Annotated in this window: 10 protein-coding genes; 8 read left to right on the plus strand and 2 right to left on the minus strand. The window is 64.6% G+C overall.

Going from position 1 to position 12,666, the window contains the following annotated elements:
* Positions 1-123: 123 nt before the first annotated feature.
* A complete protein-coding gene (locus tag BA190_RS30205; protein WP_068296980.1) occupies positions 124-1,149 on the minus strand; it encodes an aldo/keto reductase in 1,026 nt (341 codons plus the stop codon).
* Positions 1,150-1,336: 187 nt separating this feature from the next.
* Positions 1,337-1,936 carry a TetR/AcrR family transcriptional regulator gene (locus BA190_RS30210; RefSeq protein ID WP_068296982.1) on the minus strand — a complete coding sequence of 200 codons (600 nt, stop codon included), beginning with the start codon at positions 1,934-1,936 and terminating at the stop codon, positions 1,337-1,339.
* 401 nt (positions 1,937-2,337) lie between these two features.
* Here BA190_RS30210 and BA190_RS30215 point away from each other — a divergent pair, with 401 nt between their 5' ends.
* From BA190_RS30215 to BA190_RS30250, 8 genes are all read left to right on the plus strand, one after another.
* A complete protein-coding gene (locus BA190_RS30215) occupies positions 2,338-3,945 on the plus strand; it encodes a carboxyl transferase domain-containing protein (protein WP_068297183.1) in 1,608 nt (535 codons plus the stop codon).
* Positions 3,946-3,947: 2 nt separating this feature from the next.
* Complete coding sequence (locus BA190_RS30220; protein ID WP_245315000.1) at positions 3,948-4,715, plus strand: enoyl-CoA hydratase/isomerase family protein; 768 nt, start codon at positions 3,948-3,950, stop codon at positions 4,713-4,715.
* Positions 4,712-6,724 (plus strand): biotin carboxylase N-terminal domain-containing protein, encoded by a 2,013-nt coding sequence (locus BA190_RS30225; RefSeq protein WP_068297186.1) that lies wholly within the window; start codon positions 4,712-4,714, stop codon positions 6,722-6,724. The genes BA190_RS30220 and BA190_RS30225 overlap by 4 nt, the downstream gene beginning before the upstream one ends.
* Positions 6,721-7,629: a hydroxymethylglutaryl-CoA lyase gene (locus BA190_RS30230; RefSeq protein WP_068296994.1), complete on the plus strand. Its 909-nt coding sequence runs from the start codon at positions 6,721-6,723 to the stop codon at positions 7,627-7,629. Before BA190_RS30225 ends, BA190_RS30230 begins: the two co-directional genes overlap by 4 nt.
* A 24-nt stretch (positions 7,630-7,653) precedes the next feature.
* Positions 7,654-8,817, plus strand: coding sequence for an isovaleryl-CoA dehydrogenase (locus tag BA190_RS30235; protein ID WP_068296997.1), 1,164 nt, complete (start codon positions 7,654-7,656; stop codon positions 8,815-8,817).
* A 223-nt stretch (positions 8,818-9,040) separates the two neighbouring features.
* A complete protein-coding gene (locus tag BA190_RS30240; protein WP_068296999.1) occupies positions 9,041-10,315 on the plus strand; it encodes a thiamine pyrophosphate-dependent enzyme in 1,275 nt (424 codons plus the stop codon).
* Positions 10,315-11,328, plus strand: a complete 1,014-nt coding sequence (locus BA190_RS30245; protein WP_202908546.1) for an alpha-ketoacid dehydrogenase subunit beta — start codon at positions 10,315-10,317, stop codon at positions 11,326-11,328. The genes BA190_RS30240 and BA190_RS30245 overlap by 1 nt, the downstream gene beginning before the upstream one ends.
* Before the next feature lie 12 nt (positions 11,329-11,340).
* Positions 11,341-12,627, plus strand: coding sequence for a dihydrolipoamide acetyltransferase family protein (locus tag BA190_RS30250; RefSeq protein ID WP_068297001.1), 1,287 nt, complete (start codon positions 11,341-11,343; stop codon positions 12,625-12,627).
* The last annotated feature ends 39 nt before the right edge of the window (positions 12,628-12,666 follow it).

Below are 12,666 nucleotides of genomic sequence, written 5' to 3' on the forward strand. Positions count from 1 at the left end.
GGCAGGGCGGTACATGTCGCCGGCACCTTGAGTGTCGACCGCTATGGCGGGCGCGAACGCGTGCAATTGCGCGTGATCGACGCAGCCCCCGCCATTACCTGACCGGAGAGCGGTTCTGTCTGTTCACACCGGTGGCGGATTGCGCTCGGCGAAACCACGCTGGTGCCAATAGGGATAGGGCAGGGTGACGGTGCTGGCTTCGTCCAGCTTTGCGATTTGCTCCGGCGTCAGCGACCAGCCGACGGCACCGAGATTCTCGTGCAATTGCGCCTCGTCGCGTGCGCCGATGATCACGCTGGCAACAGTGGGGCGCTGCAGCAGCCAGTTGAGGGCGATCTGGGGTACGCTCTTGCCGGTTTCGCCGGCGATGGCGTCGATGGCATCGACGACACGATAGAGCAGTTCATCGGCGACCGGCGGACCATCGGCGGCGGTCTGATGCAGGCGGCTACGCTCCGGCAATGGCACGCCACGACGCAGCTTTCCGGTCAGGCGTCCCCAGCCGAGTGGACTCCACACCACGGCGCCGACCTTCTGGTCGAGACCGAGCGGCATCAGCTCCCATTCATAATCGCGGCCGACGAGCGAATAATAGGCCTGGTGGGCGACATAGCGCGGCAGGCCATGACGGTCCGAGGCGGCCAGGGACTTCGCCAGATGCCAGCCGGAGAAGTTGGAGACGCCGATATAGCGGATCTTCCCGGCACGAATCAGGTCGTCGAAGGTCTGCAGCACTTCCTCGACGGGGGTGAGTGCGTCGAAGCCGTGCAGTTGGAACAGGTCGATATAATCGGTGCCGAGCCGCTTCAACGCCTTGTCGACGGCGTCGGTGAGATGAAAGCGCGAGGAGCCGACATCGTTTGGCCCGGGACCGGAGCGGAAGGTCGCCTTGGTCGAGATAACAACCCGATCGCGGCGCCCGGCGATGGCCTTGCCGAGAATCTCCTCGGCGAGGCCTGACGAATAGATATCGGCGCTGTCGAACATGGTGACGCCGGCGTCGATGCAGATGTCGAGCAGGCGCCGCGCGCCTTCCGCATCGGTCGAGCCCCAGGCCTTGAAGAAATCACCGCCGCCGCCGAACGTGCCGGTTCCCAGGCTCAGGGCCGGCACCTTGAAGCCTGACCCGCCCAATTGACGATATTCCATGGATATTCCCCATTTACGGAACGAAGCCGGCTCGCGACGATCTCGATCGCCGGCATTCGAAACATGCGCTGGTATTGAAACGAAATTCGATTGGCACCCCGACAACGAGCTCAGGAATGAAGCCAATTGTCAGATGATATTCCGACCGCGAGCAAAGACCAGCCTTTGATGAAGAAAAATCTCCGGACTAGGGTAGGAGCGGCAGGAGGCCCTGCACGACCAACTGCCGATGGATGGCGATAATTTCGTCCTCGCCGAGACGCCCCTTGGGATCGTACCAGCCGACCACGCCGGTAAGTTGGGCGATGATCGCGAAGGTGGCGACGGTCACATCCGGTACCGCCAGAGCACCGCTCCCGGTCCCCTCGGCAAGGATCTGTTCCAGGCGCCGTTCATAGTCGCGGCGCAGGCCGGTCACGACAGCCCTGTTCTGAGGCTCCAGGCTGCGCAGTTCCGAATTGTTGACGAAGACTTCCATCCGCCGGGTCAGATGGTAGCGCAGATGGAACTCGATGAAGGTGTCGAGACGGGCGAGGGGACTCTCGATGCCGGCCAATGCGGCGTCGAGGGCTTCGGTCAACCGCGTCATGTGTTCGACCAGGAAATCGAACAGCAGGGCCTGCTTGGTGGTGATGTGATTGTACAGCGAGCCCGGCTGGATGCCGACGATCTGGGCGAGATCCCGCAGGCTCATGCCTTCATAGCCATGCTCGAAGATCAGACGCAGGCCCGCGGCGCGGATCGCCTCCGCCGTCTTGCTGCCATCCGCTCCCACCCTGCGTGCCATGTTAGGGCCTGTCTTCAGCTATGGTTTGGGTTTGACGGGAGGGATTTTGGCCGAGAAGAAGGAGTTCGAGGACGCAAGCCTTTCGGCTTGCTACGTCCGCCACAGGCAAAGCCTGTGGCTGATACGACGCACTCATCGGCCAAAAGCGCTCCGCCCCAGAAGGGTGAAGTCAAAAATGGTCGCCTGCAGCGTTGCTTCGCTTGCCAAGACGGCAGTCTTTGCAGCGCTAGCTCCTCCCATTCAACCATTTTTGACCTCATCAAACTCCAAACCATAGCCGAAGACAGGCCCTATTCCACTTGCGGAGAAATCCGCTCCCGACTATAGAAACAAACGTTCGTTCGTTTATGATCCAATCAAGGCCGCATCGCAAGCGGCTTGCAACAGGCAAGGCGGTCTGCATGCCGATCATAGGGAGTACAATCGATCGGCGGTCGGAGACGTTTCAGCGCAATCATGATGCGCTGGCAGCGCTCGCCGCTGAACTGAAGGAGCGCAATCAGCGCGCCGGTGGCGGCGGTTCCGCATCCGCTCGAGAAAAACATCTCAAGCGCGGCAAATTGCTGCCGCGCGACCGCATCGAATTGCTTCTCGACGCCGGAGCTCCCTTCCTGGAGCTGTCCCAACTGGCTGCCTTCGGCCTCTATCGCGACGAAGTGCCGGCGGCCGGGCTGATCACCGGCATCGGCCGCATCTCGGGCCGTGAATGCATGATCGTCGCCAATGACGCCACGGTGAAGGGCGGCACCTACTTCCCGATGACGGTGAAGAAGCATCTGCGGGCGCAGGCTATCGCCGCTGAGAACTATCTGCCTTGCGTCTATCTGGTCGATTCCGGCGGGGCCTTCCTGCCCAAGCAGGATGAGGTCTTTCCCGATCGCGAGCATTTCGGCCGCATCTTCTTCAACCAGGCACGCCTGTCGGCGGCCGGCATCCCGCAGGTCGCCGTGGTGATGGGCAGTTCCACCGCGGGCGGGGCCTATGTGCCTGCGATGGCCGACCAGGTGGTGATGGTGCGCAACCAGGCCACCATCTTCCTCGGTGGTCCGCCGCTGGTGAAGGCCGCCACGGGCGAGACGGTGAGTGCAGAGGTGCTGGGCGGCACCGATACCCACACCCGAACCTCGGGCGTGGCCGACTATGCCGCCGAGAACGATGCCCATGCCCTCGGCATCGCCAGGGAAATCGTCGGCAATCTCAATCGCCGCAAGGACTGTAACGGCGACATCGAGGCGCCGAAGCTGCCTCTCTACGATCCCAGGGAGATCTACGGCATCGTCTCTGCCGATCCGCGCAAGCCCTATGACGTCAGGCAGATCATTGCGAGGCTGGTCGATGGTTCAGAGTTCGACGAGTTCAAGGCCGATTTCGGCAATACGCTGGTCACCGGCTTCGCCCGGATCTGGGGTTATCCCGTCGGCATCATCGCCAATAACGGCATTCTCTTCTCCGAATCGGCGCTCAAGGGCGCCCATTTCATCGAATTGGCCTGCCAGCGCGGCATTCCCTTGCTCTTCCTGCAGAACATCACCGGCTTCATGGTCGGCCGCGAGTATGAGGCGGGTGGTATCGCCAAGGACGGCGCCAAGCTGGTGGCGGCCGTCGCGGCGGCGAACGTGCCGAAATTCACCGTGGTGATCGGCAACAGCTTCGGTGCCGGCAATTATGCCATGTGCGGCCGCGCCTATGATCCGCGCTTCCTGTGGATGTGGCCCAATGCCCGAATCTCCGTGATGGGGGGCGAGCAGGCCGCCAATGTCTTGGCGCAGGTGCGGCGGGATTCGGCCGGGACCGATGAGTCCAAAATCGATGCGGAGGCAGAGGAAGCCTTCAAGGCACCGATCCGCGCCCAGTATGAGGAACAGGGCAACCCCTATTACTCGACGGCGCGGCTGTGGGACGACGGTATCATCGATCCGGCGGAAACGCGCATGGTCCTGGCGCTGGCGCTGTCGGCGTCGCGCAATGCTCCGGCCAGGGAGACACGCTTCGGCGTGTTCCGGATGTGAGTTTGCGCGTAGAGCGGGACGGAGCGGTCGCGGTCCTCACGCTGGGCCGTCCCGAGGTGCTGAATGCCTTCGATGAAGGGCTCATCGCCGAACTGACGCGGGCTTTTTCCGAGGCGGGCACCGATGCAGGCGTGCGTGCGGTCCTGCTGCGGGCAGAGGGCAAGGCCTTCTCGGCCGGGGCGGATCTCGCCTGGATGCGGCGTGCCGCCGATGCCTCGCCGGAGGACAATCTCGCCGATGCGCGTCAGCTTGCCGAGCTGATGCGCGTGGTCGATACCTGCCCCAAGCCGACACTCGCAAGGGTGCAGGGCGCGGCCTTTGGCGGCGCCGTGGGCCTGGTCGCCTGCTGCGACATCGCCATTGCCGTGCCGCAGGCGCGCTTTTCCCTCAGTGAGGTGCGCCTCGGCCTCATCCCCGGTGCGATCAGCCCCTACGTCGTCAGGGCGATCGGCCAGCGCGCCGCGCGCCGCCTCTTCCTCACCGCCGAACGCTTTTCGGCCGACGAGGCACTGAGATACGGGTTGGTCCATGAAATAGCGGCGCCAGAAACGCTGGACGAGGCGGTGCAACGCTGTCTCTCGGACATCCTCGCCGGTGGTCCGGAGGCCATCGCTGCTGCCAAGAAACTGGTGGTCGACATGGCCGGTCCGATCACGGCCGAGCGCATCGAGGAGAGCGCCCGGCGCATCGCCTCGATCCGCTCATCGACCGAAGCGCGCGAGGGGCTCGCCGCCTTCTTCGCCAAGCGCAAGCCGGGATGGATGTCATGACCGCTCCTCAGTCCAGACCCATTCGCGTGCTCCTGATCGCCAATCGCGGCGAGATTGCCGTGCGCATCATCCGCACGGCCCGTGCCATGGGTATCCGTACGGTCGCCGTCTATTCGGATGCCGATGCCGACAGTCTCGCCGTGTCGCTGGCGGACCGGGCGCTGCGCATCGGCCCTGCACCGTCGCGCGAAAGTTATCTGTCGATTGAAAAACTGATTGCTGCTGCCAAGGCCAGCGGTGCCGATGCCATTCATCCCGGCTATGGTTTTCTGGCCGAGAATGCCGAGTTCGCCCGGGCCTGCGCCGCGGCTGATATCACTTTCGTCGGGCCGTCGGCCGAGACCATCCTGGCCATGGGCGACAAGGCTCAGGCGCGTTCCCGCATGGCGGCAGCTGGCGTGCCGGTGCTGTCGGGCTATGAGGGCGAGGACCAGGGCGTCGACACGCTGGTCGCTGCGGCGGAGGCCATCGGCTTTCCCGTGCTGCTCAAGCCCTCGGCCGGAGGCGGCGGCAAGGGCATGCATATCGTAAGGCGGGTCGAGGATCTGCCGGCAGCCCTGCAAGCCGCCCAGCGCGAGGCGCGCTCGTCCTTCGGCGACGATCGCATGGTGATCGAGCGCTATCTGCAGACCGCGCGCCATGTCGAAGTGCAGGTCTTCGCCGACCACCACGGCAACACGGTGCATCTGTTCGACCGCGATTGTTCGGTGCAGCGTCGCCACCAGAAGGTGATCGAGGAAGCACCGGCGCCGGACCTGCCGCCGACCTTGCGGGCCGGCCTGCATCAGGCGGCGATCACCTGTGCGCAATCGGTCGATTATGTCGGCGCCGGCACCGTTGAGTTTCTGGTTGCCGACGACCATTTCTATTTCATGGAGATGAATACGAGGCTTCAGGTCGAGCATCCGGTGACGGAAGCGGTCACCGGCCTCGATCTCGTGTCCTGGCAGTTGCGGGTGGCGGGCGGCGCGCCGTTGCCGTTGACGCAGGAGGCGATCGCCTGCACGGGCCATGCCCTGGAGGCGCGCCTGTGCGCCGAGGATCCGGCCGGCGGCTTCCTGCCGAGCATCGGCAGGATCGAGCATCTCGTACTCCCCGATCAGCTTCCCGGCATTCGCGTCGACAGCGGTTTTCGCAGCGGCGACACCATCTCGATGCATTACGATTCCCTGCTCGCCAAGGTGATCGCCGCTGGCGCTGACCGTGCCGAAGCCATCGCCCGCCTCGCGGCTGGGCTCGATGCCGTCGAGGTGGTGGGACCCCATACCAACAGGGATTTCCTTGCCGCCATCATCCGCCATCCGGCCTTTGCCGAGGGCGGGGTCGATACGCGTTTCATCGAGCACCATCAGGCCGATCTTCTGGCATCGGCCCCGCATCCGTCGGACGAGGTGGTTGCAGCAGCGGCCTTCGTGGCCCTGGGGGCCGCCGAGCGCCAGGCCAAGGCTGCCGATCCGGCCGATCCCCATTCACCGTGGGGCGAGACTGGCGGCTGGCGCCTGTCCGGCTCGGCTCGGCGCAAGCTGGATCTGGCCTGGGGTGATGCGCTGATCGGTGTCGACGCGGTTTGGCGGGCAGGAGGATATGAACTGCGCCTCGGCGATCGGTTCGTCAATGTCGAGGGCAGCCTCGATGCCGACGGAACGGCAAGGCTGCGGATCGGCGAGGGGGTGCTGAAGGCCCGTACTGCCTTGTTCGGCGAAACGCTGACCTTGTTCGTGGATGGCCGATCCTACGCTTTCGGCGTGCGTGATCCCCGCAAGCCGCGTGGTGTCGAAAGTGAAGGGGCAGGCCGCATCCTGTCGCCCATGCCCGGCCTGGTGCTGTCGGTCAGTGCCGTTGCGGGAGAGACGGTCGAGAAGGGGCAGCCCTTGGTGGTGATCGAAGCCATGAAGATGGAGCACACCGTCTCTGCCCCGCGCACAGGCGTCGTCAAGGTTGTCGATGTCGCCGTCGGCGATCAGGTCGTCGCCGGCGCCGAACTGGTGGTGCTGGAGGTCGAGCCATGAGCCGGGCTGGGCGCGTCGAGATTTTCGAGGTCGGCCCCCGGGACGGCCTCCAGAACGAGAGCAGGGTGCTGCCGGTCGAGACACGCATCGCCTTGGTCCGCGACCTGGCTGCGGCCGGGTTGCGCACGGTGGAAGCCGGCAGCTTCGTCTCACCCAGGAACCTGCCGCAGATGGCTGAAACCGCCGAAGTGCTGGCCGGGCTGTCCTCCTTGGCGGGGCAGGTGCATCTGCCCGTGCTGGTGCCCAATGCCCGCGGTTTTGCCGATGCGCTTGCGGCCAAGGCCAAGTATATCGCCGTGTTCGCCGCGGCCTCCGAGAGCTTCAGCCGCCGCAACATCAACCGCAGCATCGAAGAGAGCCTCGCCGAGTACAGGCCGATCGTGACCGAGGCCCGGGCCAAGGGCCTGAAGGTGCGCGGCTATGTCAGCTGCGTGCTCGGCTGTCCCTATGAAGGGCGCGTCCCCGTCTCCGCCGTGGTTTCGGTGGCAACGGCTCTGGCCGCGATGGGGTGCGAGGAAATCTCCCTCGGCGACACCATCGGCGTGGGAACGCCCGACGCAGCGCGCGCGATGACGGCGGCAGTGGCTGGCGAGATCGGCATCAGGCGCACCGCCGTGCATTTCCACGACACCTATGGCCAGGCGCTTGCCAATGTCCTGGCCTGCCTGGAACTCGGTGTCACCGTAGTGGACGCTTCGGTGGCGGGTCTCGGTGGCTGCCCCTATGCGCCGGGGGCGAGCGGAAACCTGGCGACCGAGGATCTCGTTTACATGCTTGACGGTCTTGGTGTCGAAACCGGGGTCGATCTCGACAGGGTTGCGGCAGCGGGCAGGGCAGTCTGCGCCGCTCTCGGTTCGGCTCCGCGCTCGCGCACGGGGCAGGCTCTAGCGGCCAAGATAAAATAATACGAAATATCAGGGAGAGGGCTCATGTATGATGGCGGCCTGAACTTCAATCTCGGTGGGGACATCGAGGAATTGCGCCGCATGGTGCAGCGTTTCGCAGCGGAAAGGATCGCGCCGCGCGCCGCCGCCATCGATCGCGACAATGCCTTTCCGCGCGACCTGTGGCCCGAACTCGGTGCCCTCGGCCTGCTCGGCATCACCGCGGAGGCCGACTATGGCGGCTCGGGCATGGGTTATCTCGCCCATTGCATCGCCATGGAGGAAATCAGCCGGGCCTCGGGTGCCGTGGCGCTTTCCTATGGCGCCCATTCCAATCTCTGCGTCAACCAACTCACCCGCCATGCCACTCCAGAGCAGAAGCAGCGCTATCTGCCCAAGCTGATTTCGGGCGAGCATGTCGGCTCGCTGGCGATGTCGGAGGCCGGATCCGGCTCTGACGTGGTATCGATGAGCCTCCGGGCCGAGGCCCGGGACGGCGGCTATGTCCTCAACGGCACCAAGATGTGGATCACCAACGGCCCCGATGCCGATGTGCTGGTGGTCTATGCCAAGACCGACCCCGCTGCCGGTCCGAAGGGTATTTCCACCTTCATCGTCGAGCGCGGCTTTGCCGGCTTCCGCACCTCGCCCAAGCTCGACAAGCTCGGCATGCGCGGTTCCAGCACCTGCGAACTGGTGTTCGAGGATTGTTTCGTGCCTGCAGCCAATCTGCTCGGCAAGGCCGGCGACGGGGTGCGTATCCTGATGTCCGGCCTCGATTTCGAGCGCGTGGTGCTGGCGGGCGGTCCGATCGGGCTGATGGCTGCGGCCCTCGATCTGGTGGTGCCCTATGTGCATGAGCGAAAGCAGTTCGGCGAGGCGATCGGCACCTTCCAGCTGATGCAGGGCAAGCTCGCAGACATGTACACGATCTTCAATGCCTCGCGGGCCTATACCTATGCCGTCGCCTCGGCTTGCGACCGCGGCGAGGTTGCCCGCAAGGACGCGGCCGGTTGCATTCTTTATTCGGCCGAGAATGCCACCAAGGTCGCGCTCGAGGCGATCCAGGCCCTGGGCGGCAACGGCTATATCAACGATTTCCCGGCCGGACGCCTTCTTCGTGACGCCAAACTCTACGAGATCGGCGCCGGTACCTCCGAGATCCGGCGCATGCTGATCGGCCGCGAGATCTTTCGCGAGACGAGCTGACGCTGCTGGAAACACCATCGAGTGGGGTTCGATCATCGAATCGAGCCCCATTCCCCTTTTGACCCGACCAGACGCAACCTCAAGCCAGCCGGACAGCCAAAGCGTTTTGCGATGAGACGTCCTCACGTCGAGGCGCAAAGACGCGTCGAAACAAAGAGCTGGGGCAAACAAGCGTTCATGCCTGAACGCGCTTTGCTCCAGACGTCCTGGGAGCGCCCGTTCGATGACCAAGAAGACCACGCTCAGTCTGCACATTCCGGAAGCCCGCTTCCGGCCGGGCGATACGCCTGATTTCAGCTATCTCAACCTGCCGGGAGCGGGCGAGGCTCAGCGCCCGCCGGTGACGGCGGTTGCTTCCGAAACCCGGGACCTTGCTTTCGGCCTCGTCAGGGTGCTCGACGACGAGGGCAAGGCTGTCGGCCCCTGGGACCCCAAGCTCGACGCCGACACCTTGCGCAAGGCCCTGCGCGCCATGATGCTGACGCGCTATTTCGACGACCAGATGTTCAAGGCTCAACGTCAAGGCAAGACCTCCTTCTACATGAAGTGCACCGGTGAGGAGGCGGTGGCTGTCGGTCAGGCGCTGGCGCTCGAAGCCGGCGACATGTGCTTCCCGACCTATCGCCAGCAGGGCCTCCTGGTGGCGCGAGGCTGGCCGCTCACCGACATGATGTCCCAGATCTATTCCAATGGGCAGGACCGGCTGAAGGGGCGGCAATTGCCGGTGCTCTATTCGGCCAAGGAGGCAGGCTTCTTTTCCATCTCCGGCAATCTCGCCACCCAGGTGCCGCAGGCCGTCGGCTGGGCCATGGCTTCGGCCTATAAGCGCGACCGGCGCATCGCCGCGGCCTGGATCGGCGACGGTTCCTCCGCCGAGGGTGATTTCCACCATGGCATGGTGTTCGCCTCCGTCTATCACGCGCCGGTGCTGATCAATCTCGTCAACAATCAATGGGCGATTTCTTCCAGCCAGGGCGTCGCCGGCGGCGAGGAGGCCACCTTCGCCTCGCGTGCCATCGGCTTCGGCATGCCGGGCATCCGGGTCGACGGCAACGATCTGCTCGCCGTCTATGCCGTGACGCGCTGGGCCGCCGAGCGCGCCCGCTCCAATCATGGTCCGACCCTGATCGAGCTTTTCACCTATCGGGTCGCCGCCCATTCCACCAGCGACGATCCCGGCCGCTATCGCCCGGGCGACGAGGAGAAATACTGGCCCTTCGGCGACCCGGTCGAACGCTTGAAGCGCCATCTCATCGGCTTGGGCGAATGGAGCGAGGAGCGCCACCAGGCACAGGCCAAGGAACTGCAAGCCGAGGTCAAGGCCGCCAACGCCGAAGCCCAGCGCCATGGCATTCTCAGCGATGGCCCGCATCACGGCAACGAGACCATGTTCGAGGACGTGTTCAAGGAGATGCCCTGGCATCTCAAGGAACAATTGGACGAGCTCACCCGCTTCGAAGCTGCCAAGGAAGCCGCCACTAAGAAGGAGGGCGAATAATGCCGGCCATGAATATGGTGCAGGCCCTCAATTCGGCCATGGACGTCCTGCTCAAGAACGATCCCAACGTGCTTGTTTTCGGCGAGGATGTCGGCTTCTTCGGCGGTGTGTTCCGCTGCACGGACGGCCTGCAGCAGCGCTACAGTTCGCAGCGCGTTTTCGATGCCCCGATCGCCGAAGGCGGCCTGATCGCCGTCGCCATCGGCATGGGTGCGTATGGGCTCAGGCCGATCGTCGAATGCCAGTTCGCCGACTACATCTATCCCGGCTTCGACCAGATCGTCTCGGAAGCGGCGCGCCTGCGCTACCGCTCGGGTGGGGAGTTCACCTCGCCGATCACCATACGCTCGCCCTATGGCGGCGGCATTTTCGGCGGCCAGACCCATAGCCAGAGCCCGGAAGGCCTGTTCAGCCATGTCTGCGGCCTCAAGACGGTGATCCCGTCCAACCCCTATGACGCCAAGGGGCTCTTGATCAGCGCGGTCGAGGATGATGATCCCGTGTTGTTTTTCGAACCCAAGCGCCTCTACAACGGCCCCTTCGACGGCCATCACGACCGCCCGCTCAAGCCCTGGACCGACCAGGCCGGGGCAGACGTGCCGGCGGGCCATTACAAGGTGCCGCTCGGCAAGGCCGCGATCATCAGGGAAGGCAGCGAACTCACCATTCTTGCTTATGGCACCATGGTGCATGTCGCGCTCACGGCGACGCAGGAGACGGGGATCGATGCGGAGATCGTCGATCTCAGAACCATCCTGCCTGTCGACATCGAGACGATCGAGGAATCAGTGAAGAAGACCGGCCGCTGCCTGATCGTGCATGAGGCGACACGGACGGGTGGCTTCGGCGCCGAATTGTCGGCTCTGGTGCAGGAGCGCTGTTTCCACCACCTGGAGGCACCGATCGAGCGTGTCACCGGTTGGGACACGCCCTATCCGCATACTTTCGAGTGGCAGTATTTTCCCGGTCCGAGACGGGTGGGAGAAGGCATGCGCAAAGTGATGGCAGGTTGAGCGGAGACGATCATGAGCAATTTCGTGTTCAAGTTGCCGGATGTCGGCGAAGGCATCGCCCAGGCCGAGATCGTTGCCTGGCACGCGGAGATCGGCCAGGAGATCCAGGAGGACGAGCCGCTCGTCGATGTGATGACCGACAAGGCGACGGTGGAGATCACCTCGCCCGTTTCGGGGCGCATCCTCTCGCGCCATGCCGAAGTGGGCGTGATGGCCTCGATCGGCAGCGAATTGGTGGTGATCGATACCGGCGGCAAGGCCGAGGCCTCTGCCGGGGAGCCAGTGCCTGCCCCTGCATCAGCGCCGGCCAAGCCCTCCAAGGCGCCAGCCAAGGCTGCTCAGGCTCCGGCGCCGGCCGCGGCGCCGGCTGCCGTGTCGTCCCCGCCGGCTGCTCCGGCAGGCTCAGGCAAGGTTCTGGCGGCTCCGGCCGTACGGGCCAGGCTGGCCGCTCTCGGGCTGGATGGCAGCAAGATCCACGGCAGCGGGCCCGAGGGGCGGATCGAGCATGCTGATCTCGACGACTATCTGACCCGCAGCCAGCCCCAGACTATGCCCTCGGCTCGGCCGGCCCGCCCGCCAGTGCCGCCACCGCCTGCGTTCGGCGATGACGGCATCGAGGACATCAAGGTGATCGGCCTGCGCCGCCAGATCGCCGAGCGCATGCTCGAAGCCAAGCGCAGCGTGCCGCATTTCACCTATGTCGAGGAGATCGACGTCACTGCCCTCGAAGCGGCGCGCACCGAGATCAACACCGCAGCCGTCGGTTGGCCGAAGCTGACGCTGCTGCCCTTCTTGATCAAGGCAATGGTGCGCGGTATCGCCCAGCACCCCATCGTCAATGCCCGCTACTATGCCGAGGCGGCCGTCATCCACCGCTACAACGCCGTGCATATCGGCGTGGCGACGCAGACGCCCCGCGGCTTGGTGGTGCCGGTGATCCGGCATGCCGAAATGTTGACGCTGCACCAGCTTGCTGCCGAGATCGCCAAGCTCAGCGAACTCGCCAGGGCGGGCAAGGCGAGCCGCGAGGTGCTGACCGGCTCGACCATCACGGTGTCCAGCCTTGGGGCGCTTGGCGGCATCGCAGCGACACCGATCATCAATCCACCCGAGGTCGCCATCGTCGGCGTCAACAAGATCGTGGAGCGGCCGGTGGTGAAGGACGGCCAGATCGTCGTCGCCAAGCTGATGAACCTGTCTTCCTCCTTCGATCATCGTATCGTCGACGGCTTCGATGCTGCGGCTTTCATCAAGACGGTGAAGGGGGAATTGGAGGCGCCAGTTCGGCTGATGGTGTAACGCTTCTTCTGGCCGGGTTTCGAAGATGCCAGCACATTC

It is taken from the genome of Labrys sp. WJW, from assembly GCF_001676615.1.
Classification (GTDB): Bacteria; Pseudomonadota; Alphaproteobacteria; order Rhizobiales; family Labraceae; genus Labrys; species Labrys sedimenti.